At 70.7% G+C, this 23,091-nt stretch carries 24 protein-coding genes; 5 read left to right on the top strand and 19 right to left on the bottom strand.

All coding sequences use genetic code 11. The features are described 5' to 3' along the window. Nucleotides 1–32: 32 nt before the first annotated feature. From ACYVLP_RS04800 to ACYVLP_RS04770, 7 genes are all read right to left on the bottom strand, one after another. On the bottom strand, nucleotides 33–416 hold the full coding sequence (locus ACYVLP_RS04800) for a hypothetical protein (RefSeq protein WP_460626197.1): 384 nt from the start codon (nucleotides 414–416) through the stop codon (nucleotides 33–35). Between the two features lie 594 nt (nucleotides 417–1,010). Beyond that, on the bottom strand, nucleotides 1,011–3,242 hold the full coding sequence (locus ACYVLP_RS04795) for an acyltransferase family protein (protein ID WP_460626196.1): 2,232 nt from the start codon (nucleotides 3,240–3,242) through the stop codon (nucleotides 1,011–1,013). A 63-nt stretch (nucleotides 3,243–3,305) separates the two neighbouring features. Next, the gene (locus ACYVLP_RS04790; protein ID WP_460626195.1) at nucleotides 3,306–3,521 is read right to left on the bottom strand and encodes a hypothetical protein; all 216 of its coding nucleotides are present in this window, start codon (nucleotides 3,519–3,521) and stop codon (nucleotides 3,306–3,308) included. A 74-nt stretch (nucleotides 3,522–3,595) separates the two neighbouring features. Continuing rightward, on the bottom strand, nucleotides 3,596–3,844 hold the full coding sequence (locus tag ACYVLP_RS04785) for a hypothetical protein (protein WP_460626194.1): 249 nt from the start codon (nucleotides 3,842–3,844) through the stop codon (nucleotides 3,596–3,598). A gap of 52 nt (nucleotides 3,845–3,896) precedes the next feature. Then, on the bottom strand, nucleotides 3,897–4,880 hold the full coding sequence (locus tag ACYVLP_RS04780; RefSeq protein WP_460626193.1) for a hypothetical protein: 984 nt from the start codon (nucleotides 4,878–4,880) through the stop codon (nucleotides 3,897–3,899). A gap of 133 nt (nucleotides 4,881–5,013) precedes the next feature. Beyond that, complete coding sequence (locus ACYVLP_RS04775) at nucleotides 5,014–5,334, bottom strand: DUF2853 family protein (protein ID WP_460626192.1); 321 nt, start codon at nucleotides 5,332–5,334, stop codon at nucleotides 5,014–5,016. A gap of 83 nt (nucleotides 5,335–5,417) precedes the next feature. Then, a complete protein-coding gene (locus ACYVLP_RS04770; protein WP_460626191.1) occupies nucleotides 5,418–6,404 on the bottom strand; it encodes an ArsR/SmtB family transcription factor in 987 nt (328 codons plus the stop codon). 58 nt (nucleotides 6,405–6,462) lie between these two features. Between ACYVLP_RS04770 and ACYVLP_RS04765 the strand changes: the two genes are divergently transcribed. Continuing rightward, the gene (locus tag ACYVLP_RS04765) at nucleotides 6,463–7,665 is read left to right on the top strand and encodes an MFS transporter (RefSeq protein WP_460626190.1); all 1,203 of its coding nucleotides are present in this window, start codon (nucleotides 6,463–6,465) and stop codon (nucleotides 7,663–7,665) included. Here ACYVLP_RS04765 and ACYVLP_RS04760 read toward each other — a convergent pair. The 5 genes from ACYVLP_RS04760 to ACYVLP_RS04740 all read right to left on the bottom strand — a co-directional run bounded on the left by ACYVLP_RS04760 (nucleotide 7,662) and on the right by ACYVLP_RS04740 (nucleotide 12,505). Further along, complete coding sequence (locus tag ACYVLP_RS04760) at nucleotides 7,662–8,006, bottom strand: ArsR/SmtB family transcription factor (RefSeq protein ID WP_452268243.1); 345 nt, start codon at nucleotides 8,004–8,006, stop codon at nucleotides 7,662–7,664. The genes ACYVLP_RS04765 and ACYVLP_RS04760 overlap by 4 nt on opposite strands. Then, entirely contained in the window at nucleotides 8,003–8,458 is a 456-nt protein-coding gene (locus ACYVLP_RS04755; RefSeq protein ID WP_460626189.1) for an SRPBCC domain-containing protein, read from the bottom strand. Before ACYVLP_RS04755 ends, ACYVLP_RS04760 begins: the two co-directional genes overlap by 4 nt. Nucleotides 8,459–8,566: 108 nt before the next feature. Further along, nucleotides 8,567–11,515, bottom strand: a complete 2,949-nt coding sequence (locus ACYVLP_RS04750; RefSeq protein WP_460626188.1) for a helix-turn-helix transcriptional regulator — start codon at nucleotides 11,513–11,515, stop codon at nucleotides 8,567–8,569. An 84-nt stretch (nucleotides 11,516–11,599) separates the two neighbouring features. After that, the gene (locus ACYVLP_RS04745; protein ID WP_460626187.1) at nucleotides 11,600–11,761 is read right to left on the bottom strand and encodes a hypothetical protein; all 162 of its coding nucleotides are present in this window, start codon (nucleotides 11,759–11,761) and stop codon (nucleotides 11,600–11,602) included. A gap of 147 nt (nucleotides 11,762–11,908) precedes the next feature. After that, nucleotides 11,909–12,505 carry a LysE/ArgO family amino acid transporter gene (locus ACYVLP_RS04740; RefSeq protein ID WP_460626186.1) on the bottom strand — a complete coding sequence of 199 codons (597 nt, stop codon included), beginning with the start codon at nucleotides 12,503–12,505 and terminating at the stop codon, nucleotides 11,909–11,911. Nucleotides 12,506–12,575: 70 nt separating this feature from the next. Here ACYVLP_RS04740 and ACYVLP_RS04735 point away from each other — a divergent pair, with 70 nt between their 5' ends. Next, entirely contained in the window at nucleotides 12,576–13,526 is a 951-nt protein-coding gene (locus ACYVLP_RS04735; RefSeq protein WP_460626185.1) for a LysR family transcriptional regulator ArgP, read from the top strand. Here ACYVLP_RS04735 and ACYVLP_RS04730 read toward each other — a convergent pair. Both ACYVLP_RS04730 and ACYVLP_RS04725 read right to left on the bottom strand, forming a co-directional pair. Then, complete coding sequence (locus tag ACYVLP_RS04730; RefSeq protein WP_460626184.1) at nucleotides 13,462–13,872, bottom strand: rhodanese-like domain-containing protein; 411 nt, start codon at nucleotides 13,870–13,872, stop codon at nucleotides 13,462–13,464. The genes ACYVLP_RS04735 and ACYVLP_RS04730 overlap by 65 nt on opposite strands. Then, the gene (locus ACYVLP_RS04725) at nucleotides 13,869–14,366 is read right to left on the bottom strand and encodes a cysteine dioxygenase (protein ID WP_460626183.1); all 498 of its coding nucleotides are present in this window, start codon (nucleotides 14,364–14,366) and stop codon (nucleotides 13,869–13,871) included. The genes ACYVLP_RS04730 and ACYVLP_RS04725 overlap by 4 nt, the downstream gene beginning before the upstream one ends. A gap of 362 nt (nucleotides 14,367–14,728) precedes the next feature. Here ACYVLP_RS04725 and ACYVLP_RS04720 point away from each other — a divergent pair, with 362 nt between their 5' ends. Then, the gene (locus ACYVLP_RS04720; protein ID WP_460626182.1) at nucleotides 14,729–17,425 is read left to right on the top strand and encodes an AMP-binding protein; all 2,697 of its coding nucleotides are present in this window, start codon (nucleotides 14,729–14,731) and stop codon (nucleotides 17,423–17,425) included. 9 nt (nucleotides 17,426–17,434) lie between these two features. Continuing rightward, complete coding sequence (locus ACYVLP_RS04715) at nucleotides 17,435–18,490, top strand: DMT family transporter (RefSeq protein WP_460626181.1); 1,056 nt, start codon at nucleotides 17,435–17,437, stop codon at nucleotides 18,488–18,490. 19 nt (nucleotides 18,491–18,509) lie between these two features. Here the strand turns inward: ACYVLP_RS04715 and ACYVLP_RS04710 are convergent, their stop codons facing one another. Further along, complete coding sequence (locus tag ACYVLP_RS04710) at nucleotides 18,510–18,671, bottom strand: hypothetical protein (RefSeq protein ID WP_460626180.1); 162 nt, start codon at nucleotides 18,669–18,671, stop codon at nucleotides 18,510–18,512. A gap of 91 nt (nucleotides 18,672–18,762) precedes the next feature. Here ACYVLP_RS04710 and ACYVLP_RS04705 point away from each other — a divergent pair, with 91 nt between their 5' ends. Continuing rightward, the gene (locus tag ACYVLP_RS04705; protein ID WP_460626179.1) at nucleotides 18,763–19,722 is read left to right on the top strand and encodes a GlxA family transcriptional regulator; all 960 of its coding nucleotides are present in this window, start codon (nucleotides 18,763–18,765) and stop codon (nucleotides 19,720–19,722) included. A gap of 5 nt (nucleotides 19,723–19,727) precedes the next feature. On the opposite strand, the gene ACYVLP_RS04700 is transcribed toward ACYVLP_RS04705, so the two are convergent. From ACYVLP_RS04700 to ACYVLP_RS04685, 4 genes are all read right to left on the bottom strand, one after another. Beyond that, on the bottom strand, nucleotides 19,728–20,807 hold the full coding sequence (locus tag ACYVLP_RS04700) for an ABC transporter permease (protein ID WP_460626178.1): 1,080 nt from the start codon (nucleotides 20,805–20,807) through the stop codon (nucleotides 19,728–19,730). Nucleotides 20,808–20,869: 62 nt separating this feature from the next. Further along, on the bottom strand, nucleotides 20,870–21,559 hold the full coding sequence (locus ACYVLP_RS04695; protein WP_460626177.1) for an ABC transporter ATP-binding protein: 690 nt from the start codon (nucleotides 21,557–21,559) through the stop codon (nucleotides 20,870–20,872). Continuing rightward, nucleotides 21,556–22,410 carry a hypothetical protein gene (locus tag ACYVLP_RS04690; RefSeq protein ID WP_460626176.1) on the bottom strand — a complete coding sequence of 285 codons (855 nt, stop codon included), beginning with the start codon at nucleotides 22,408–22,410 and terminating at the stop codon, nucleotides 21,556–21,558. Before ACYVLP_RS04690 ends, ACYVLP_RS04695 begins: the two co-directional genes overlap by 4 nt. Nucleotides 22,411–22,466: 56 nt before the next feature. Next, nucleotides 22,467–22,631 carry a hypothetical protein gene (locus ACYVLP_RS04685; protein WP_460626175.1) on the bottom strand — a complete coding sequence of 55 codons (165 nt, stop codon included), beginning with the start codon at nucleotides 22,629–22,631 and terminating at the stop codon, nucleotides 22,467–22,469. Nucleotides 22,632–23,091: the final 460 nt, after the last annotated feature.

The following is a 23,091-nucleotide window of genomic DNA, read 5'->3' as shown; positions in this document are numbered from 1 at the left end:
CCCACAGCCGCGTACGTGTGGAGGTCGCCGGCCTACAACAGGCCGATCTCGGCAATCACCTGGTTGTTCAGTGGGCATAGCCACACTGCGGCAGAGTCGTTCGCAGCATCGGGGGAAAGGGGGTGGCTTCGCGGGTGCGTGGGGCACTCGGGCCACAGGGCAGGCAGGCTGCGCCCGGGCAGCTCTTCGTGCAGAAAGTCCTGCACCTGACCCGCGATGCTCGCGAGGAGGGGTCCCGGCTCAAGAGACTTCGGCACGATGACACCAGTTCGAGTTCCGTGGGTCCCGAGCAGCCAAAACGAGTCGTCGACGCCACTGTCGACGGCCTGCTCGTCCAGCACGTCGAGCTCGATCGGGGTCCCGCGTGCCAGGTCGTGGCGCAATTTCGCGAGGGCCGCTCGAGCCGAGTCGTTCATATCGCTCAGTCTGCCAAGGTGTGCACACGACCCGCCCACGTGATCGAAGCCGTGCCTCCGGGGCCAAGGTTATGACGGAATGTTATGTAGTCCTGGTAGTCGATCGTGCTACCTCGCGTCGCCCCAGTCATTGTGCCGTGGAAGTAGTAGTTAGCGGGAACGAGGTGAGGCGAGTTCTGCGGCATCGCGGATCCGTTGCGCCACCAGCGAAGGCCCGTCTCGTTTACGTTTCCAACAACGATGGCGCGAACCGGTCCAGAAAGCGAGTATCCCCAGGCAATGGTATCGCGGGTGCCGCAGGTGTACTACAGGTTCAATGTGCCGTTCGAGTCTGACCATCTTCCAGAACCTGAGCACGACAAATATTGTGGGCCGAGTTGTGAGGTAGCCGTGACCAGCTTGCTCGCGCTCGTCAAGCCCTGCGTGAGCCTTTCGGAAGTATTCTTGGACACCGGTTTGTCGAACACGAGCGTCAAGGTCGAACTATATTCAGCGCTCGGGTCGGCCAGCTGAATGCTGAGGTTGGTGATCGTGCCGGTATTGGTGGAACCAGCAGACACGGAACTACCGTCGAAAGTCGCTGGAATCCGCGCGCTAAGGGATGACCCCGGCCGCGCTCATCATGTACTTGAGGTCGGGCGCGAGCTGGCGGGCGTACTGCACCGACGTGTGGAGGTAGTCCCCCTTGAGCACGGTGCCCGTGTTGGTGGTGAAGATCGGGCAGCTGCCGTCCACGCAGTACCAGTGCGTCGTGTCGATGAACGTCGCACCCTGCACCTTCTTCTCGGTGTCGCGCGTGCGCGCCCACCAGGAGGGTATGCCGGTGACGCACCGGCGGGGGGACCCACCGGGCCGGTAGCAGTCGAGGAACGCGACGCCGGGCATCGAGGGCCCCATGAGCACGACCTTGCCGACGCTTCCCTTGATCTGGTCGACGAACTTCTGGTCGGCCGCGAGCCACTCCCTGGCCGACGCCTGGCCCTTGGCGTCGGACTTGAGCCGGACGGCCCAGGCGTAGGTCTCGATCATGATGAAGACGGCGGGCTTGGACTTGCGGATGTAGTCGAGGGTCATCTTCCGGTGGTTGATGCACGGGATGGCCCACTCGTCGCGGCCGAAGTCGGCGTTGACGCCGTTGACCGCGCAGGCGATCTTGGTCATGCCGCGGATCTTGTACTTCTTCCCGTAGGCCTTCTCCACCGTCGCGAGGAGCGGGAAGCCGAGAGAGTCGCCGTAGACGATGATCTCGGGGCCGTTCCGGTTGCCGAAGGTGCACGAGCTGGGATCGAACGCGTCGGTCGCGGCGCACGCCTGCATCGCCGTCCGTTGGTCCGCCGTCGTCTGCCACTCGGACGGCGACGGGTTCAGGTCGGCAGGCCACGACGAGGACGCGAGGGCGCCACGCAGACCTTGCTGGACGTAGGTTCCCGTGGCGCCCAAGGGAATCGGCTGCCAGGTCGGCTCCGGTGCGGCAGTCTTGGTCGCGCTCGGTGAGCTGGTCGTCGGGGTTGGGGTCGTGCTCGGCGAGGGCGCCTCCTCCGTCGGCAGGGCGTCGGAGGCGGGTGGCGGGACGCCGCCACCGTCGAGGTCGCCTGCGACGACGTCAGAGGAGCCGGAGAACAGGTCGGGCCGCGCGGAGGCGACCCCCGAGACGCCGGCGACCAGGAGCACGAGCGCCAGGGCCGCCGCGAGCATCCCGCGCCGCTTGGCCACCCACCAGGCCCGCCACGAGCGGCCCGGGGCGCCGGTCCCACCGAGCCGCGGTGCGTCGAGGACCGGCCGCTCGACGAGGTGGTGGCTCACCACGGCGAGCAGCACGGTGAGTGCGACGACCACGCTGCGCGTGACCCAGGTCGTCGTAGAGAGGATGACCGGCGCCATGACGATGAGGGGGAAGTGCCACAGGTAGAGCCCGTACGAGATGTCGCCGACATAGCCGCTGGCGCGGTTGGTGAGCACGACGGAGCCGCGCACGGGCTCGCCGATCCCCGCGAAGAGCACGAGCGCAGTGCCGACGAGGGCTGCGATCGCCGCCGGGTAGGGCACACCTGCACCGGGCCCGACCAGGACGTAGGCCGTGAGCAGCGTCGCGAGGCCCGCCCAGGAGAGCGCGGAGCGGGTCGCGGGACCCAGCCGGACGGCAGTGAGCGGGATGGCGGCGAGAGCGGCGCCCGCGGCCAGCTCCCACTCACGCGTCAAGGTCGAGTAGTAGGCGGTCGTCGGGTCGGACACCCCCTGCACCACGGCCCATGTCACGGACGCGATCCCGACCACCGCGGCGAGCACGGCGATGGCGGCCCGCTGGCGGCGGACGGCGCCCACGAGGACGCACGCGAGCACGACGAGCAGGGGCCACGCCAGGTAGAACTGCTCCTCGACCCCGAGCGACCAGTAGTGCTGGAGCGGCGACGGCGCCGCGCCGAGGTCGAAGTAGTCGTCGGCCTGCTCGGCGTAGTGCCAGTTCGCGGCGAAGAAGGTGGCCCACACGGCGTCGACCTTGACCGACGCCGCCTTCGCCGGTGCGTACGCCCATGACGAGACCGCGACGACGGCCGCGATGACGATGAGGGCGAGCGGGAGGATGCGGCGCGCTCGCCGGGCCCAGAACCCCCGCAGCGACGTGCGGCCGGTGCGCTCCCGCTCGCGGAGCAGCAGCCCGGTGATGACGAAGCCGGAGACGACGAAGAACGCGTCCACGCCGAGGTAGCCACCACGCGGCCAGCCGGTCACGTGGAAGACGATGACCCCGATGACCGCGACCGCACGCAGGCCCTGGATGTCCGCCCTGCGTGCGGAGCGTGGCGCGCCCACCTGGCCGTCAGTCATGCGGAACAGCATGCACTGCGAGCCTCAGGTGCGCGCGGGTTCCCGGGTCACGGTTCGGCGAGGTCAGCCGGAGAGCGAGATGACGAAGGCGACGAGCCCTCCGACGAGGAGAGCGGCCAGGGTGATGCCGGCGACGGCGAGGCCCACGCTGCGGTCGCGGCGGCCGCCGGGTGTCGTTCGGTCGGCAGGCGACGCGGTGTCCCACTGCACGATGTCGGCCATCTCAGGGTCGGTCGTGTGCTCCGTCTGGTCGACGTGCGTCTCGTTGGCGGCGGACATCGGGCCTCCTTGGGTTGTCGGCACGGCTGTCGAGCCTAGCGACCTGTCGGCTTGATGTCTCGTATGGGTGGTTGTCAGAGGTCGACCATGCTCGGGTCGCACGACCCGTAGCGCATCATCTTCATGACGTGGTCGGAGACGCCCGGTGCGGCGGGCAGGCGCACGTCCGCGATCGACGTGGTGGCTGACCGCTCCACGTGAGGTGCGGAGCGGGGTGCGGCGACGGCCGAGGTGCCTGCCATCGTGGTGAGGGCGAGTAGGCCCGTGACGGCCGCTGCAGTCAGCGCGCTGCGGCGGGTGAAGCCATGTCGGCGCATGTCCATCCATCCAGTCTGCGCCTGGATCGTCCGCACGTCCATGTGACCGCGACGCTCGTCAGACGGCTGGGAGCCTGGTGACCCAGTACGGCACGGTCCCCGGCGTGGAGAACCGGGCGTTGACCGCCCAGAGCCAGCCCCCGGCGAGGGTCGCGGTCGACGGGAAGTCGAGCGTCGGGTCGCTGCGCGCGCCCTGCCACTTCGCGGTCCAGCCGCTTGCGCCCGGTCGCAGCGCGAGGACCGACACCTCGTTCAGCCCGCTGCCGCGGACGTTGTAGAGGACATCGCCGTCGACGAGCAGCCCGTCGCCGGAGGTGACGCCCGGGCCGCCGGTGACGGGGATCGGCCTCGTCGCGCCGGTGGCCGGGGCGACCTGCCACAGGCCGCCGAACTGGCTGTTGTTGAGCACGATGTCGCCGTCGGGCAGGAGGCGAATCCCGTTGGCGTTGATGAAGGTCCCGTTGCCGGCCGGCCAGGCTCCGGAGAGGGCAACGAATGACGGAGCCCCGGCCGAGTTCGTCGCGTGGTCGTGCGGGATGACGGTGAGCCGGTCGACGAACGAGTCGGTGACCCACACGGCGTCCTCGGTGACGACGAGGTCGTTGAGGAAGCCCGAGCCTGGAACGGCGACGTCGTGCCTGACGGCACCGGACGTGTCATCGACGCACCAGACGTGTCCGACCGTGACCGGCCCGGTCGTGACGCCGCCGACGGCCCAGACCACCCGGCACTGCCGGTCACAGAACAGACCGCGCAGCGACCGGCCCGGAGCGCCGGGGAGCAGGGTCGCGAGCCCGCCCGCGATGAGGTCGCCCGTGACGATCCGGCCGTCGGCCAGGGAGCCGACGTAGAACGTCGTGCCCGGTCCGGACGTGATGCCCTCAGGCCGGTAGCCGACCGGCAGGTCGACGGTCTCGGGTGCCGGTGACTGGCGCCTGGAGGCGGCCGACGCCGCTGCAGGGGCGCTGATGGCGATGACCGCTGAGGCGGCCGCTGTCGTGAGTACGGTCCTGCGCGAAGGGTGTGGAGCGTGAGTGTCCATGCTCCACTCTGCGCGCGCGCCGGCCGCTCAGTCGACCCCTGCCAGGCGCACCGCAGCCGTATGCCGCCCACCTGGGTGAGCGGCATACGGCTGGGTTTGACTGTGGCTCAGGAGAACTCGTGCCTCCCGCGGGTCAGCGGAAGAGGTCCAGCTTGTTGTACTTGTCGGCGAGGAGGTAGTAGACGGTCACGCGGTTCTTCGTGCGGTCGCCCTTGAGCGTCTGGCCGACGTCGGCCAGGGCCGCATCGAGATCGGCGTCGGAGTCGGTCAGGCCGAGCTTCTTCTTCATGAAGCTCTCGCGGACCCGGTCGAGCTCTGAGCGATCCGTGAACGACACCAGCGACGAGTCACGCTTCTGCAGGGCGATGCCGCAGTGCTTCACGATCCCCGCGATCGCTGCGTCGTCGGCGTCAGGAGCGTAGATCTTGACGTCTGCTGCCCAGTCTTCTGCCATGTCTCTTGCCTCTCCAAGTCTGAGATTGATGGTCACAACAGGTGCGACGCTAACGACTGACCGCACCGCTGCGGAAGAGCGACTCACGGGCGCAGCGGGTCGGTTTCCGCGCGCCCGCTCGAGGCGACCAGGGCGTCGCCGAGCGCCGTCCGCCAGTAGAGCACCTCGCGCCCGGACCTGCGGCGCAGCACGGTCCCGGACTCGAGCAGGACCTTGAGATGGTCGCCCACCGAGCCGAGCGGCATACCCGTCGTCGCCACCAGTGCCGAGGTGCTCGCGGGCGCTGACAGAGCCCTGAGCAGGCGTGCCCGTGGCGCGCCCACCAGCCGGTCGAGGCCCCCAGCAGCCTGGCCGTCCACCTGCGCGAGGGCACCTGTGACCGGGTAGTAGACGGCATACCGGTGCGGGATGTCCCACCCGACCCAGCGAGCACGGTGGTGGACGGGTACGAAGAACAGGTCGGCGTCGTCGGCGAGGGTCCTCGACGGCAGGTCGTAGTTGTTGATCCGCAGCTGTCCGTCGCCGAGCCACTCGCGGTCACGACCGAGGTCGCGCAGGACGGCTGCCCAGCCGTGGCTGGCGAGGCGCGTCGTGCGGGCGACGATGTCGGCGCGCAGGATCCGCTCACGGCGCGCCCAGTCGGTCGCGATGGTGTGCACCCAGACCCAGTCGAGCAGCTCGGCGGCGGCGTCCGCCGTGCCGGGCCGGGTCAGGACACGAGGCAGCGCCGCCTCGGGCGAGCTCTCGCGCAGGAGGGCGCGGATGCGGCGGTCGCCGAGGCGCCGGACGTCCTCCAGCTCCTCCGGGAACGTCATCCGGTCGCCGGTCGGGGGCAGGCACAGCCAGTCGGAGATCCACCTCGGACGCCATGAGTGGTCGAGCACCGCGCGGCGCACCGGGTGCGCCTCGAGCATCGCCTCGAACGCCTCCTGGTGCGTCGCGGCGAACGCGCGGCCGGCAGGGTCGGAGGGCCGCACCAGGTCGTTGAGGGCCCCGACGGTCTCGATCCGCGGTGACACGACGAACCTGCTCCGCGCGAGCAGGTCGGCCGAGATCCGCCAGGTCCCCATCTTTCGCCTCCAGCCGAAAGATTAGGCACTGTCGTCGGCTGTGGCCATAGTGGGACCGGTGAAGACGTACCGCCAGCTGTTCGCCGTCGGAGAGTTCCGGGTGCTGTTCCTCTCACAGTGCCTCACCCTCGCCGCGCACTCGGTCGCGTCCCTCGCGCTCGGCACCATCACGTACCAGGCCACTGGCTCGCCGATCCTCACGGCGCTGAGCATGTTCGGCGGCCCGCTCGTCCGGCTCCTCGGGACCGCGTTCCTCGGTGCGATCGCCGACATCATCCGGCCGCGCACGGCACTGCTCGTCGTCGCCCTCGCCGGCCTGACCGCCGACCTGCTCCAGGCGATCCCGGGTATGCCGTGGGGCTGGCGGTTCGCGCTCCTGGCGATCCCCTGGCTCGTCATGTCCGCGACGGGCGGGTCGATGATCGCGCTGATGTCAGACATCCTGCCGCCCGACGCGTTCATCCTCGGGCGTTCGACCATCAACATCGCCGTCGGAGTCATGCAGATCGTCGGCTACGGCCTCGGCGGGATCCTGCTGCTGCGTTTCACGACCACCCAGCTGTTCCTCGGCGCGGCCGTCGCGAGCCTCGTCACCCTCGTCATGGTGCGGTTCGGGCTGCGTGACCACCCGCCTCGGGTCACCGGGGCGAAGGTCGTCGGACGCACGCGCGAGGTGAACCGCCGCCTCCTCGGGTCGCGGCTGCTCCGCCCGGTCTTCCTCACCGTGTGGGTGCCCAACGGCCTCGTCGTCGGATGTGAGGCGCTCTTCGTGCCGTATGCCGGTGAGCGGGCCGGGTACCTCTTCGCGGCCGCGGCCTCCGGCATGCTCATCGGCGACATCGTGGTCGGCCGGTTCGTCAGCGAGCCGGTCCGTGAGCGGCTCATCGAGCCGCTGCGGGTGCTCCTCGCGGTGCCCTACCTCGGCTTCCTCTTCGTGCCGTCTCTGCCGGTCGCCATGGCGCTCGGCTTCGTAGCCTCGGCCGGGTTCGCCGCGAGCCTCCCGCTGCAGGAGCGGCTCGTGCAGCACACGTCCGGCGAGGTGCGCGGGCAGGTGTTCGGGCTCAACAGCACCGGGCTCATGGTCGGCCAGGCAGTCGGCGCCTTCCTCGGTGGCGTCGTCGCCCAGCTGCTCGGGCCGGCCCACGAGGACGTCGCGCTCGCGATGACGGTCATGGCGGCCCTGTCGCTCGTGACGACGGTGGCCCTCACGCCCGGTCTGCGCCGCTCGCGGCCCACCGTCTTCGCCGGCGCGGGGGTCTAGAGCTCGCTGCTCTCGGCGATCCGCTTGATGGTCGCCAGGCGGCGGTCCCAGTCGGCCGCGAGGGCCGACATCCAGCGGGCGGTGACGTTCAGCGCATCGGGCCGGACGGCATACAGCACCTCGCGCCCGACCTTGCCCCGCGAGACCAGCCCCGCGGACTCGAGCACCGCCAGGTGCTTGACGATGGCCTGCCGAGACACCGGGAGGCGCTCGGCGAGCGTCGTCGCCGTGACCTCACCCAGGGCCGCCAGCAGGTCGAGCAGCTGCCTCCGGGTGGGGTCGGCGAGGGCGACGAGGACGCCGTCGACCGCATCCGCCGGGTCGGATGGGTGGTCCGTCACACGGAGGCTCGTTCGGCCCGGGCGACGAGGTCGTCGATGACCTGCTTCCAGCCGCCGGTGTTGTCCGCGTGGGCCTTGGCGCCCACCTGCTCGCCGCCGACCAGCGCCGCGAACCCGCTCTCGACGACCTTCAGCCGGGTCTGGTCCCCCTCGGACGCGAGCGTGAACTCGATGAGGGTGCTGTTGTCGTCGCGGACCGGCTCGCCCGGGAAAGCGCTGGCCCACCGGTAGGCGAGGTAGGTCTGCGGCTCGACCTTGACGACCTCGACCGGGAAGTCGCCGTACTCGGGGTGGTTGACGACGACGGACTGGCCCTCTGCCGCCACGACGGTGTCGTCAGCGGACTGTGGTGCCTTGTCGTACACCCAGAAACCGGGTGCGGCGACGAGCGACCAGACGCGCTCCAGCGGGGCGGAGATGAGGGTCTCGCGTTCGATCCTGTCCTCGGTCATGAGGGACTCCTTCTACGTGGTTCGTGGGATCAACGTGCAACTCAATGGTTGCACGTTGTTCCAGAACCTGCAACCCCTCGGTTGCACATGGCCGATGATCGCGTGCCATCACGGCACCAGGCCTCGTTGCCGGGCGATCGCCGCGGCCTCCGTGCGGCTCGAGGCGCCGAGCTTGGCCAGCACGTTGGACACGTGGACGCTGACGGTCTTGGTCGAGATGTAGAGCTGCTTGCCGGCCTGGCCGTTGGTGAGCCCTCGCGCGACCAGCTGGAGCACCTCGAGCTCGCGCGGCGTGAGGTCGAGGCCCGCGGCGGCGCCCTGGCCCGGCTGCACCGAGTCGAGCTCCGCGAGCAGCGGCTTCGCCTCGAGCCGGACGGCGACCTCGCGGGCCCGCTCGGCCGCCGCGCGCGATCCCGCGCTGTCGCCGGCGGCCCGCAGCGCGGACGCCAGGCGCGCCCCGGACCGTGCGCTCTCGAAGGCGTGGCCGTAGCGGTCGAACGCCGCCACGCTGGCACGCCACGCCTCGACGAGCTCGCTTGCTTCCGGCGGGTCGTCGAGGTCGGCCGTATGCCGCAGGCGCAGCAGCTCCGCGTCGAGCCGGGCGAGCCACGCCCACGTCTCCCGGCTGGTGTCCTTGAGGGACTCGGCCGCGGCCCGCTCGAACTTGGGCCGGCTGGCCTTCTCGACCGCAGGACGCAGGGTCCCGATCTCGTGCGCGCGGTCGGCGAGGGTCTCGACGAGGCGCACGAGACGGCCCCGGAGAGCCGGGTCGACGCGTGGCGCCCAGGTCGCGGCCTGCCCGGCCACGAGCGCCGCGATGCGCACGATCGCGTGGTACTCGCCCCAGGCGCGGTCCAGGGCGGCCACCGCCGCCTCGACGAGATCGAGGGTCGCGTCCATGTCTCCCGTGTCGCCGAGCAGGTCGATGCCCGGCATGACCGTCAGCACCACACAGAGCCCGTCGACGTGCCACCACTCGCGCAGCTCGCCGAAGACGTCGCGGTTGACCGGCTCGCCGCGCCCGGCCTGCACATGCAGCATCGCGGCCGTGAAGATGGACCGGCCGGGCTGCGGCGCCGGCCGCCCACCCAGATCAAGCCGCCGCACCGCGCCGTCCCAGTCGCCGAGCTCGTAGGCCGTGAGGCCGCCGAGGTAGCGGCACTCCTGACCCCACGGCGCCCACTCACGGTGCATTCGCCGGGCGACCTCGGCGCCCGCGTCGTACTGTGCGAGGGCGCCCGGAAGGTCGCCGCGACGGTGCCGGATCGCCGCGAGCTGGTGCAGGACCCGCAACAGCAACGGGTCGTCCCGGTCGATGTCGGCGACGATGCTGCGCAGGTGCTCCTCGACCGAGTCGAGGTCCTCGTTAGCCTCGAGCACCCTGGCCAGGATCGTGCGAAGCTCGGCGAGCGAACCACCGAGCCCGAGGCGCTCGGCCAGGATCGAGACCTCGTTGCCGACGACCGCGGCCTCGACGAAGTTGCCGTTGTCGACGAGCGCCTGGACCCGGGCCACGAGGACCAGCACCCGCCGCTCGTCGGCCTCCTCACCGATGAGGGAGACCGCCTCGTCGGTCAGGGCGATCGAGTCGACCGGGAGATCGAGGATGCGGGACCGGCTGACGAGCGTGGCCAGCAGGTCGGCTCGCGCTCCCGGCGCCTGAGCGGTGCCGGGGTGGTCGAGGCGGTCACGGAGCAGGTCCATGGCCCGGACCGGCTCGCCCGCGACCATCGCCGCCGCCGACGCTCGCAGCGTCACCTCGTCGCGCTCAGGGTCGTTCTCGTCGAGCCAGGTCAGCGCGCGCTCGAAATGCATAAGTGCGTCCTGAGGGCCGCCGACCGTCATCGCCGCCTCGGCCGCGGCGCGGCTCGCCCGCACCGCGGTGGGCAGGTCGCCGATGGCGGCGGCGTGACGCGCCAGCTCGGACGAGGAGGCCAGCTCGGGGTGCTCGGACAACACTGCGGCATACGCCCGGTGGAGCCGCAGCCGCTCGCCGGGCAGCAGGCTGTCGGCGACGGTCTCGCCGAGCAGGGCGTGACGGAAGGTGTAGGCGGGCGGCCAGCGGGTCTCGAGGACGTGATGCTCGACCGCCGACGCGAGAGCGGCCTCGAGCGTCTCGTCGGGCAGGCCGGTGACGCGGGAGAGCAGCTCGTGCCCGATGTACTGCCCACCCTTGAGCGCGATGGCTCGCAGCACGCGCTGCGCGGTGTCGTCGAGCTGCTCGACGCGGGAGCGGAGCACCCGGCTCAGGCCGCCGGTGACGGTCTGGCCCGACGCGGCGCTGGCAACGAGCTCCTCGGCGAAGAACGGGTTGCCCTCGGCCCGCCGAGCGATCTCGTCGGTGGTGTCGGTGTCGGTCGGTGCGCCCTCGATGCCCGACACGAGCTCGCGAACCGCGGCGTCGGTGAGCGGGGCGAGGTCGACGTGCTCGAGACCGGCGATGCGGGCCCAGATGGCCAGCGTCTCGTGCAGCGGGTGGCGCCGGTAGAGGTCGTCGGACCGGTAGGTGACGACGAGTCCCACGGCCGTCGTGAATCCCCGGGTCAGCAGCAGCGTGAGCAGGTCCCTGGAGGAGTGGTCGGCCCAGTGGACGTCCTCGACGACGACGAGCGTCGGGACGGCGGCACCGAGGGCCGTCAGGAGCGCGTGCACGGCTTCAGCGACCTGGCCGGGGTCCGTGGAACGCCCGGGGGCGTCGGAGTCGTGCACCTCGGGCCGCCCGGGCAGCAGGTACCCGAGGCTCGGGTGGGACTCCAGCACCTTCTCGACGACCTCGGGGTGCGCCGCGTCGATCGCGCCGAGGAGCTCGACGAAGGGGAGGTACGCCAGGCTGCTGCCGGCCTGGCCGACGCAGTGGCCCACGGCGGTGAACCAGCCGGCGGCGTCGGCATCGGCGAGCGTCTGGCCGACGAGCCGTGACTTGCCGATGCCGGCATCTCCGGACAGCACGACGACGCCACCGGCGTCGGCACCCGTCGGGGTGCGCAGGCCGATGGCGTCGGCGAGTCGGGCGAGATCAGGGTCCCTGCCGATGAGGGCGCCGGTGCTGAGCGGCATACGCGAAATCATCGCGTACGGCGCCGACATCAGCAGGGACATATTTTCGGGATGGACCGGGCGGGCGGCCGACATGTCGGACGCTCACCGGGGCCGGTTCGGGCTGAGCTCCTCCCGAGCGGCGCGTGACATGGTGCGCCGGATCACTTCCAGAGACGAGTTGCGCGGGCCGCGGCGCCCATGGCGGCCGTAGCGGGCGTCCATCTCAGCCTGAACGGCTCGGAAGTCGAGGTAGTTGCTGTTCATGACCGTTCCTTTGTTGAGGGCTGCTCTGACTCCTCAAGGTTCGGTTCCTGAGGTAGCGCCCCACATCGGACGAGGTCCCTATTTCGTGCTCCCGTGACTACCTCAGACGGGCCGCCCGGTCGGCTGCGCGGGCCTGAGGTAGGTGCCTCAGGCGAGCACGAGGCTCGCGGCGACGGCGAACATCACGAGAGCGATGAGGACGTCGAGGACACGCCAGGTCACCGGGCGGGCGAAGAGGGGGGCGAGCAGGCGCGCCCCGTAGCCGAGGCCGCTGAACCACAGCACGCTCGCGGTGATCGCGCCGGCCACGAACCACCAGCGGCCCGACGCGCCGTGCTGGTTGGCAAGGCTGCCGATGAGCAGGACGGTGTCGAGGTAGACGTGCGGGTTGAGCCAGGTCAGGGCGAGCACCGTCGCCAGCACGCCGCCGCGCGACGGTGCCGCGGCGCTCCCCTCGAGGACCCGCGGGCGGCGGGCGCTCCACAGGCAGGTGATGCCGTAGCCGACGAGGTATGCCGCCCCCAGCCACCGTGCCCACGTGAGCAGTCCCGGGTGGGCCGTGACGAGGGCTCCGACGCCGAGCACGCCGGCGACCACGAGGACCGCGTCCGAGAGGGCGCACACCGTCACAACCATCCCGACGTGGTGGCGGCTCAGGCCGATGCGCAGGACGTAGGCGTTCTGCGCACCGATCGCGACGATGAGCGAGGCCATCGTGAGGAAGCCGGGAAGGAGCGAGGTCACGACATGACGGTAGGGCGGGCGCCAGCGATAAGGGAAGCGAAGGTTCCTACACCATCATTAGCATCGCTTCATGCGGCTCGACACCGACCAGCTCGCCACCCTCCTGACCATCGTCGAGGCCGGGACCTTCGACGGCGCCGCCCGGGCGCTTCACCTGACTCCATCGGCGGTCAGCCAGCGAATCAGGGCGCTCGAGGCCGAGGTCGGCCAGGTGGTCGTCGTCCGCACCACGCCGTGCCGGGCCACGACCGCTGGGGAGGCTCTCGTCCGGCTCGCCCGGCAGCAGCAGCTCCTCGCAGCCGAGGCCGTGGCGCAGCTGGCTCCCGATCCGAGTGCACGGGTGGACCTGCCGGTCGCGGTCAATGCCGACTCGATGGCGACCTGGTTCCCCGCGGTGCTGGCCGAGTGCGCGACCTGGGACGACGTGACCCTTCGGCTGCACGTCGAAGACCAGGACCACACGGCGCGGCTGCTCCGCTCGGGCGAGGTGCTCGGCGCAGTGACGTCGGACCCGGGGCCGGTGCAGGGCTGCTCCACCGAGCCGCTCGTGACGATGCGCTACGTGCCCGTGGCGACGCCCGAGCTGCTCGCGCGGCATACGACGCGTCGCGGGATCGACTGGGCTGCAATGCCGCTCGTCCGTTTCAACGACAAGGACGACCTCCAGCAGCGGATCCTCGACCGACACCGCGTGACGGTGACCCCGCCCACCCACACGGTTCCCGACGCGACGGGGTTCGTCGCTGCCGTCCGCGCCGGGCTCGGCTGGGGCGTGCTGCTGCCGACGCAGCTCGCACCCGCCGAGGAGCGGGGCGAGGTGGTCCGGATCGGCATGCGCGACCGCGTCGACGTGCCGCTCTACTTCCAGCGCTGGCGGCTGCAGTCGGTGCACCTCGACCGGCTCGGCGACATCGTGAGGCGCGCGGCAGCCACCGGGCACCCGCCGACCGGGGCGGTCAGGAGCCCGCGCGAGCCCGCCAGGAGCCCCCGCGAGCCCGCCAGGCGGCATACCCTCCGATGACGTCGGTGGCGCGGTGGATGCCGAGGTCCTGCAGCGATGCCGCGGCAAGGCTCGACGTGTAGCCCTCCTGACACAGCACGATCACCTGGAGGTCGTGGTCGGCCGCGGGCAGCGCCGCATCGCTCGTCGGGTCGAACCGCCACTCCAGGACGTTGCGCTCGACGACAGTTGCGATCGGCAGCTCTCCTTCGTGCGCCCGCTGTGCAGCCGGGCGGATGTCCACGATCACGGCGCCGTCGGCGTAGGCCGCCTCGGCCTCCTCCGGGGTGAGTCGCCTCAGGCGCGCTCTGGCCTCGGCCAGAACCTCGTCGATCGTCCGGCGATGCCCGGGGGTCTGGGCGCTCACCAGTCGACCCCGACCTTCGACTCCTCGACCAGCTCGAGCACGCCGTCGATCTCGTCGTAGCTTCTCATCGCGGTGAGCTTCGGGGCGTAGACGTGCAGGCTCACCGCCGGGTCCGGGCCGTGGTTGGTGACCCGGTGCAGGTGGCGCGTGCCGAAGGTGCGCTGGTCACCCGGCGTGAGGGTGATGCCAGGGCCGGTCGCCCGTCGCACGTCGTCGAGGTCGACAGCGGTGCGGTATCCCGCGACCTCTTCGGTGAGCACTCCCTGGAGCACGACGAACGAGCCGGCGCTGCCGCCGTGGTCGTGCCACGGGGTGCCCTGCCCGGGCAGCCAGGTCAGCAGCCACGCCTCGTGGTCGGCGTCGGCGAGCAGGCGGGCGTAGTAGCGGGTGACGGGGTCGAAGTCGACCAGGCCCTGCCACAGGGAACGCTGTCGGGACAGGTTCCTGGCGGTCTCGGCGAGCTTGACCGGGGTGCGGGATGCGCCGCGGGACATGGGAGTTCCTTTCGTCAAAGGGGAGTGATGTCGGCAGCGAGTGCCTGGCACGCCAGTGGTGCGCCAGGCAGGCCCCTGCGAGGACGTGGCTGCCCGGTGGCTCAGATGGACCGGGGGTGGGAGCGCAAAGCGGCAGTCTGCGTCAGCGGCAACGACAACAGGCCTCGGTCGCGACGGACATCGCGCGCGACGTGCTCTCGGTGGCCAGGGTCGTGGACCAGCCGGCGTCCATCCGAGATACATAAGTTTTTGTTGCCATAAGTCAAACCGTAACTTATGGATGTCGTGCTCGCAACGGCGCAGGGCGGGCATGGATCCGCCGAGCTTGCGATTAGGTAAGGCTTACCTATCTAATGAGGCGCGTGACTCTCGCGCCGACCACGCCCGCCCCGCCGGACACGCCCCTGCGTCCGCGGCTGCCGTGGTTCGACGTCCTCGACCGCGACCCCGAGCGCCGCGCGCTCGCCCTGCCCGGAGGACGCGAGATCACCCGCGGTGAGCTGCGCGACCTGGTCGACGCGGCCGCCGCCGAGCTCGCCGGGGCCCGGCGTCTCGTCATGGTCGAGGGGGCGAACCGGCCCGAGGCCGTCGTCGCGTATCTCGCAGCACTTCGCCAGGGCCACGCCGTCCTGCTCGTCGACGGCGGCAACCGCCAGGCCGGCATCGCGCTGCGCTCGGCCTACGACCCCGACATCGAGGTCGCGGCGGACGGCCGGGTCTTCGTCCACCGCAGCGAGCCCGCGGTCGACCTGCACCCAGACCTGGCCCTGCTGCTCAGCACCAGCGGGTCCACCGGGTCGCCCAAGCTCGTGCGCCTATCGTGGGCCAACCTCGCCGCCAACGCCGAACAGGTCGCCGACCTCCTCGAGATCCGCGAGTCCGACTGTGCCGCAACGTCGCTGCCGATGCACTACTGCTACGGCCTCTCGGTCCTGCACAGCCACCTCGCCCGCGGGGCGAGCCTTGCACTGACCGATCTCTCCGTCGTCGACGAGTGCTTCTGGGACCTCGTCTCCGACGTCGGTGCCACCTCTTTCGCGGGCGTGCCGTGGACCTTCGAGATGCTCGACCGGGCCGGGTTCGCCGACCGTGACCTGCCGAGCCTGCGCTGTGTGACGCAGGCGGGTGGGCGGCTCGACCCGGACCGGATCGTGCGCTGGGCCGAGCTGGGGCAGGCCCGGGGGTGGGACTTCCACGTCATGTACGGCCAGACCGAGGCGACGGCCCGGATGGCCCACCTCCCGCCGGACCTGGCCGCCACCCGGCCCACCGCGATCGGGCGACCGGTCGCCGGTGCCGAGCTGGTGGTGGAGGACGGCGAGCTGGTCTTCACCGGGCCCAACGTCATGCTCGGCTATGCGACCAAGCCCGCCGATCTCGCGCTGGGACGCACCGTCAATCGGCTCAGGACGGGTGACCTGGGCCGGCTCGCCGAGGACGGCCTCTTCGAGGTGACCGGGCGCACGAGCCGCTACGCGAAGGTGCTCGGGCACCGCGTCGACCTCGACCGCGTCGAGGCATCGCTGCGAGCACGTGGACGTGACGTCCGGGTCGCCGGCCGGGAGGGCCTCATCGCCGTGTCGGCCCGTGCCGACTCCGGACCGCGGGTGGCAGGCCAGGCGGTGAGAGGCCGGGGGCTCGATGCCGGCGCCCTCCGGCGCGCGACGGCCACCGCCGCGAACGCGCCCCTCGGTGCCGTCACCGTCGTCCAGGTCGACGACCATCCCGTGCTGCCGACCGGAAAGGTCGACCACTCGGCGATCGTCGCGCTCGCCGAGTCCACCGCAGCCGTGACCGTCGCGTCCAGGGCCGAGCCGAGCTCCGTCGCGACGATGTATGCCGCCACCCTCCACCGCGCGTCCGTGCGGCCTGGCTCCACCTTCGCGTCGCTCGGCGGAGACTCCCTGTCCTACGTCGAGGTGTCGCTGCGCCTCGAGGCCCTCATCGGCTGCCTTCCGCGGTCGTGGCACGTGACACCGGTGGCGGAGCTGCAGGCACTCGCCGACGCCGAGCGGGCGCGCCGTGACCACGCGGCGACCGCGCGTTCATCAGGGACTGTCGAGACGGCATACACGAGTGAAGCAGCGGCTCCGGTCGACGGAGTGACCGAGACCCGGCTCCGGCGCTGGACGCGTCCGCGGACCGTCGAGACCTCGGTGTGGCTCAGGGCGGTCGCGATCCTGCTCATCGTCGGCACGCATGCCGACCTCTTCTCGCTCCAGGGCACGGCCCACGCGCTGCTCGTGCTCGTGGGCTTCAACGTGGTGCGCTTCGCGTTCGCCGCGCCGGGTCGCCGCGGGCGCATCCGAGCGCTCGGGCGGGGGACCTTGCGGATCGTGCTGCCGACCCTGGCGGTGATCGTGCCGGCTCACGTCGTGTGGGGCTACTACGAGACGCGCAACCTGTTCCTCGCCAACTGGGTGTTCGGTGAGGCGCGGCTCGGGCCGCCGTGGCGCTTCTGGTTCATCGAGGCTCTCGTGTTCGCCCTGCTCGTCGCGATGCTGCTGACCGCGCTGCCGGCCTTTGCGCGCCTCGAGCGACGCTGGCCGTTCGGGGTGCCGGTCGCCCTTCTGTTGGCGGCCTTCACGTTCCGGCTCGACCTGTTCCAGCTGCCGGTGCCGAGGATGCAGGGCTCGGCAGTGGTCGTCCTCTTCCTCTTCTTCCTCGGGTGGGCCATCGCGCGGGTGGAGACGCGCCGCCAGCGGTGGCTGGTCACCGTGGCTGCTGTGGGAATGGTCGGGACGTTTTCCGGCAACCCGGCCCGCGACGCGCTGTCCCTGGCCACTGTGCTCGCGCTGATCTGGCTGCCCACGACGCGGATGCCGAGCGGGCTGGTCCCCGTCACCCAGGTGCTGGCCGCGAGCTCGCTGTTCGTCTACGTCATCCACTGGCAGGTGCTCGAGCAGCTGTGGGGCCGGCCGATCGCAGCGTTCGCAGGCTCGCTCGCGGCCGGGGTCGCGTACTGGTTCTTCTGGACCAAGGTGGCCACGCCACTCGTGGCGGCAATTCGGTCACGTCTGGCCGGAATGAGGGCGGCGGCTGTCGGTCCCGCGACCTAGGTTCGTCGGGTGACCCTCGACGCCCGCGACCCCAAGGACACCGCGACCGACAGCGCAACCGACACCGCGACCTCACACGACGGCGCGCTCGCGCGTCTACCGGGCATGACGCGCTCCTTCGACATCCCTGACACTGCCCCCACGCCAGATGCAGCGGCGCCGCCCGGCGGGAGGGAGCCCGCTCGCCGCAGCTCACGCGGGCTCGTGGTCGGCGCGGTGGCCGTCACCCTGCTGCTCTGGGCCTCGGCGTTCGTCGCGATCAGGCACCTGGGCCACAACGTCCCGCCGGGCGCCCTCTCGCTCGGCCGATTGCTCATCGCGTCCGTCGCCCTCGGGCTGTTCGTGTTCCGCCGCCCGCGTCGGTGGCCGTCGCGGCGCGACTGGCCGCTGCTGCTGCTGTGCGGCGTGGCCTGGTTCGGGATCTACAACCTCGCACTCAACGAGGCCGAGCGGCGCATCGACGCCGGCACCTCGGCGCTCATCGTCCAGATCGGCCCCATCATTGTCGCCCTGCTCGCGACCGTGTTCCTCGGAGAGGCCATGACGCGGTGGCTCGTCATCGGGATGGTGGTCGGGTTCGCGGGTGTGGTCGTCATCGCGCAGGGCTTCTCGTCCGGCGGCTCCGGAGACCCCGTGGGGGTGTGGCTCGCGGTGCTCGCGGCGGTGACGTATGCCGTGGGCGTCCTCGCGCAGAAGCCGCTGCTCGGTCGGTTGCCCGGGCTCGAGGTGACCTGGCTGGCGTGCATCATCGGGGCCGTCGTGTGTCTGCCCTGGGCCGGCGACCTCGTCGACGTCGTCCGCACGAGCGAGCCGAGCTCGCTGCTCTGGATCGCCTACCTCGGCATCTTCCCGACGGCCATCGCCTTCTCGACGTGGGCCTACTCGCTCGCTCGAAGCGACGCCGGGAAGCTGACGCTGACGACGTTCCTCGTGCCGTTCATCGCCACGCTCATCGCCTGGGCGCTGCTCGACGAGGTGCCGCCGCCGCTGACGTTCGCCGGTGGTGCGCTGTGCATCATCGGTGTGCTGCTCACCCGGCGGAAGTCTCGTGCCAAGGCCGGGTGAGCAGGCGGGGTGTGGCGCGTCACTTCGTGGGTGGCGTGTCGTGCAGGACCCGCGGGAGGTCCCGGTCGGACTCCACGTCGCTGCCGAAGGGTGCGTGCGGGAGGGAGTAGGTGCGGCGGTGGTGCGGGCTGAGCACCGCGATGATGGCCGCGATCATGAGGATGAAGAAGATGATGTCCATGGCAGAAAGTCTGCGCTCGTCACGATGCAGCCACGAGTGGCAGAACTGACGATGTTCGACAAGATCCCGCCATCGTGGGCATACTGACGGGATGCTGCACACCATCGCCGCCATCGTCGAGGAGCCCGTCGCCCCGTTCGAGCTGGCCGTGCTCTGCGAGGTCTTCGGGATCGACCGCACCGACGACGGCGTCCCACCGTTCGACTTCCGCGTGTGCGCGGCCGAGCCGGAGCGGGTGCTGAGGACGAAGACCGGCATGGGCATCGTCGCGACGCACTCGCTGGAGGCGGCACGCGATGCCGACCTCATCGCCATCCCCGGTGGCTCGGTCGACGGGCCGTTCCGCCCCGAGGTGCTCGAGATCCTGCGTGAGGCCGTCGACCGGGGTGCCCGGGTCCTGTCGGTGTGCAGCGGCGCGTTCTGGCTGGCGGAGGCCGGTCTGCTCGACGGGCGCGACTGCGCGACGCACTGGCGGTATGCCGGGCTCCTGGAGGACCGCTACCCCAAGGCGTGCGTCGACCTCGACGTCCTCTACGTCGAGGACGGCCCGATCCTCACCAGCGCTGGCACCGCGGCCGGCATCGACGCGTGCCTCCACATCGTGCGCGAGGAGCTCGGCTCGGAGGTCGCCACGCGGATCGCGCGACGGATGGTCGTGCCCCCGCATCGGTCGGGCGGGCAGCGTCAGTATGTCGAGACGCCACTACCGGCCGAGCAGTGCGACAGCCTCCAGGACGTCCTCGACTGGGTCTCGGAGCACCTCGACGAAGAGCACTCGGTGCCCTCGCTGGCCCTTCGGTCGAACATGTCCGAGCGCACCTTCGCCCGCCGGTTCACCTCGGAGGTCGGCACCACGCCGCACAAGTGGCTGACCAGCCAGCGCGTGCTGCGCGCGCGGCGCCTGCTCGAGTCGACCGACCTCGACATCGAGCGGATCGCGCGCGAGAGCGGGTTCGCGACGGCGGCCGTGCTGCGCCATCACTTCCAGCGGCAGATCGGGCTGCCGCCGGTGCAGTACCGCCGAGCGTTCGCTCGCCAGCCGGTGGCCTGACCAGCTCAACGCCGCTCCAGCACCTCCAGTGGGTCGAGCCGAGTCGCGCGCCAGGCTGGGTAGGCGCCCCCGAGGGCGAGCATGAGGGCTGCTCCGGCCACGAGCCGCGGCGTCACCTCCCACCGCAGGAGAACCAACGGGGTGCCGAAAGACCGCTGACCGAATGACTCGACGATCGGCCCTGTGCCGAGGGCGACGAGCACCGCCGCGCCAAAACCCGCGACCAGCACCAGCGCGATGTCGCTGAGCACGAGAACCGCGATGTCCTGCCGCCGCGCGCCGACGGCTCGGGCCAGCCCGAGGAACCACGTCCGGTCCCGGAGCACGATGAGCTCGGCCACGAGGATGCCGAGCCCGCTGATCAGCAGGACACCCCATCCGATGAGGAGGTATACCAGCGCGATCCCGTCAGACGCGGTCCGCACCTGCGATCCCGAGTCGACTCGGCTGACGGTGACGGTGCTCTCGTCAGGGATCCCTGCGCGCCTCGCGTCGTCGCTCAGCGCGCCGCGCAGGTCGGTGAGGATCTCGTCGCCCAGGTCGTCCACGCGCCCTGTCGTGATGACGACGAGTGTGCGGGTGGGCGCCGTGGAGGTCAGGCCGACGAGGTGTTCGTAGGCCGGCGCGAGCACGAGGCCCGCGCCGAAGGTCCGGGCCTCCTCCTCGGTGGTGCCTCGCAGCGCGGCACGCGGGACCGTCAGGCCGGCCAGGCACAGGTCTGCCTGTGTGGGGGAGCTGATCGCGTCGAGCGCTTTCGGAGTGCCGTCCGCATCGCGGATCACAAACGTGGCGAGGTCGCCAAGGGTGTCGAAGGGGGGACACTCCGGTCGGACGGGCGGGAGCGCGTCGATGACAGACATCGGCTGGGAGCTCAGGCTGCCGACCGCACGACCGATCTTGTCGACCAGCTCAGGCCTCGAGAGGCCCAGCTGTGGCGCTGGTTCGATCCGGTAGGTGCCCGCGGCGCCGAGGTCGCTGTCGATGGCGTCGTGGAGGCTCTCCGAGGAGGCGCGTGACAGCTCGGCGACCGTGAGGAACACCAGGACGCCAATGGCGATGAGCACCGTCAGCAGGGTGAACCTCACCTTTGCATGCCAGTTGGACGCCAGGGCCATTCGACCCAGGCGAGTGAGGGACCAGCGTGGCTTCATGCTGGGCATAGCTCGCCCCCTGAGAGGTGCAGCTGTCGCGAGGCGCGGGCCGCAATCCCTGCGTCATGCGTGACCACGACCACCGCTGTGCCCAGAAGGGCAGGCAGCGAGAAGATCTGGTCGCCGATGACCTCTGCTGTCCGCTCGTCGAGGTTGCCGGTGGGCTCGTCGGCGATGAGGAGTCGTGGCTCAGGAAACAACGCGCGAGCGATCGCGACCCTTTGCCGTTGACCGCCGGACATCTCGGTGGGGCGTCGCGAGGCGAGCTCGCCGATCTCCAGACAGTCGAGGAGAAAGGCGGCGCGTTCACGTGCCTCTCTTCGTGACGCACGTCCGCCGAAGTACCACGGCAGCATGACGTTCTCCGCCGCCGTCATCGCAGAGTCCAGGTGGAAGCTCTGGAAGACCGTCCCGACGAACTGCGCCCGCAGGCGGGCGAGCTGAGTGTCACCAAGGGCCGCGGTGGGCCTTCCCGACACCGTCACCCGGCCCGAGGTCGGCCTCCTCAGCAGCGCGATCACCGAGACAAGGGTCGACTTGCCTGAGCCAGACCGGCCAACGATCGCCGTCGATGATGCTGCGGGCACTGTCAGGGACACGGAGCGAAGTGCCCGGGAGATGTCGTGGCGAGAGCCGAACTCGACGCTCACCTCGTCCAGCACCACGGCGGCAGGCTGGTTGGTCACGAAGGCGCGGGTTGCACGATGTCGCCGGGCTCCAGGCCCGAGGCGATGACGCGTCGCACCCCATCGGTCGCGCCCACGATCACGGGCCGATCGACCCACGCCGTGTCGCTCTTGACCCGGACGACGTAGTTGTCGCCGCCGCTGTCCAGGCCGACGTAGATGGAGGGGAGGGCGACCACTCCTTTGCGCTCGGGGGACGTCAGGGTGAGCGTCACCGGCAGCCCGGGGACCGACTCGACGTCATCTGGCAAGCGGCAGTGCACCGTGCTTCGACTACCGTCGCCGGAGGCTGTCGGGTCGGGCTTCGACGACTCGACCCAGACGGCCCTACACGGAGCACGGCGCTGGCCGAGAACCGTTTCCACACTGACCTCGCCCACGAAGGTGAGTCCCCGGTAGCGCAGCTCCTGGAGCGGGGCGAGCGCCACCGTCGCATCCAGCCCGAGGCTGCGGATGCCTGGCTGGCCGTCAGGGTGCTGCGAGAAGGTTCCACGAACCCCGGCCCGGACGGTGCCCTGGCGTGCTTCGAGAGCCTGGAGACGGGATGACGCCACCGTCCCGCGCGCGGTTGTCGCCTCGAGCTCGTGCCTCACGCCCGGGGCAACCCGAAGGAGACCCACAGCGTCGCCCGGCGCCACCTGTTGGCCGGGTCGAGCGGACGCGATGAGCGACAGTCCGGTTGGGACGTCGATCCCTACCTCGGACGAGGCCTGCGTGGCGCCTTCCAGGCGGTACACCACCTGGAAGGCGCTCCGCGTCACAGCGAGTTCGACGGGGCTGCTGCTCGAGTCACGCTGAGTCGGGGTCGGCACCTGCGGCGTCGCGTTGCCGGCCGTGCATGCGGACAGCATGATGCACATCGTCGTGGCGGCAAGCACCGCGAACGGAGCGGCCGACCTCCCCTTCCTCACCCCTTGCCCCTGACGACGTCTGCGATCGTCGGACCGTTGGCGTCGCCAGTCCGCGCGGGGATCCAGGCGCCGCAACCTGAGTCGCTGGTGAGCTCCTCACGCAGCAGTGTGATGTCGCCGCTGGTGGCCTCCTTGACGAACTGGGCGATGTCGCTGTCCATGTCCCGCGCGGTGGCAGCTGGGTGGTCGGGTTGTGGCTGGCGCGGAAACTTCGGCGCCACGCCACCGCGGATCCATGCTTGGTAGACAGCGAGTGCGCTTCGGCACGCAACGAAGTTGCGGACCATGTTCTGGTAGCGCGCACTTGCGGTCTCCGCATCGTCGCCTTGCACACGTGACCGCGCAGCGGGTGAGGCCAGCACCTCCAGCACGACGCCCCGGTCCAGGCCTGCGAACACCGGGTCGTCAGATGAGGGCTCGCCCTCCCGGGACGGCGAGCAGCTCGCTGCCAGTACAACTGTGAGCAGGACCCAGCTCAGCACCCGAACGGGGCGACCGACCCTAGCGCCTTCCGTCATGGGTCAGACGTTGGTCCAGGCGGTGTACGACATCGTCGAGTTGCCGTCGCCCGGCCAGCGTCCTCGTCGAGATCTTCACACCGTCTCCTCTCGTGGTTCGGGC

The sequence above is a fragment of the Intrasporangium mesophilum genome (genome assembly GCF_054783095.1).
This window is presented reverse-complemented; position numbering and strand designations above follow the sequence as displayed.

What these genes read in the sequence shown, in the direction of transcription:
- ACYVLP_RS04800 (WP_460626197.1), bottom strand. Translation starts at nt 416, where the DNA reads ATGAACGACTCGGCTCGAGCGGCCCTCGCGAAATTGCGCCACGACCTG.
- ACYVLP_RS04795 (WP_460626196.1), bottom strand. Translation starts at nt 3,242, where the DNA reads ATGACTGACGGCCAGGTGGGCGCGCCACGCTCCGCACGCAGGGCGGAC.
- ACYVLP_RS04790 (WP_460626195.1), bottom strand. Translation starts at nt 3,521, where the DNA reads ATGTCCGCCGCCAACGAGACGCACGTCGACCAGACGGAGCACACGACC.
- ACYVLP_RS04785 (WP_460626194.1), bottom strand. Translation starts at nt 3,844, where the DNA reads ATGGACATGCGCCGACATGGCTTCACCCGCCGCAGCGCGCTGACTGCA.
- ACYVLP_RS04780 (WP_460626193.1), bottom strand. Translation starts at nt 4,880, where the DNA reads ATGGACACTCACGCTCCACACCCTTCGCGCAGGACCGTACTCACGACA.
- ACYVLP_RS04775 (WP_460626192.1), bottom strand. Translation starts at nt 5,334, where the DNA reads ATGGCAGAAGACTGGGCAGCAGACGTCAAGATCTACGCTCCTGACGCC.
- ACYVLP_RS04770 (WP_460626191.1), bottom strand. Translation starts at nt 6,404, where the DNA reads ATGGGGACCTGGCGGATCTCGGCCGACCTGCTCGCGCGGAGCAGGTTC.
- ACYVLP_RS04755 (WP_460626189.1), bottom strand. Translation starts at nt 8,458, where the DNA reads ATGACCGAGGACAGGATCGAACGCGAGACCCTCATCTCCGCCCCGCTG.
- ACYVLP_RS04750 (WP_460626188.1), bottom strand. Translation starts at nt 11,515, where the DNA reads ATGCCGCTCAGCACCGGCGCCCTCATCGGCAGGGACCCTGATCTCGCC.
- ACYVLP_RS04745 (WP_460626187.1), bottom strand. Translation starts at nt 11,761, where the DNA reads ATGAACAGCAACTACCTCGACTTCCGAGCCGTTCAGGCTGAGATGGAC.
- ACYVLP_RS04735 (WP_460626185.1), top strand. Translation starts at nt 12,576, where the DNA reads ATGCGGCTCGACACCGACCAGCTCGCCACCCTCCTGACCATCGTCGAG.
- ACYVLP_RS04725 (WP_460626183.1), bottom strand. Translation starts at nt 14,366, where the DNA reads ATGTCCCGCGGCGCATCCCGCACCCCGGTCAAGCTCGCCGAGACCGCC.
- ACYVLP_RS04710 (WP_460626180.1), bottom strand. Translation starts at nt 18,671, where the DNA reads ATGGACATCATCTTCTTCATCCTCATGATCGCGGCCATCATCGCGGTG.
- ACYVLP_RS04705 (WP_460626179.1), top strand. Translation starts at nt 18,763, where the DNA reads ATGCTGCACACCATCGCCGCCATCGTCGAGGAGCCCGTCGCCCCGTTC.
- ACYVLP_RS04690 (WP_460626176.1), bottom strand. Translation starts at nt 22,410, where the DNA reads ATGCTGTCCGCATGCACGGCCGGCAACGCGACGCCGCAGGTGCCGACC.
- ACYVLP_RS04685 (WP_460626175.1), bottom strand. Translation starts at nt 22,631, where the DNA reads ATGGACAGCGACATCGCCCAGTTCGTCAAGGAGGCCACCAGCGGCGAC.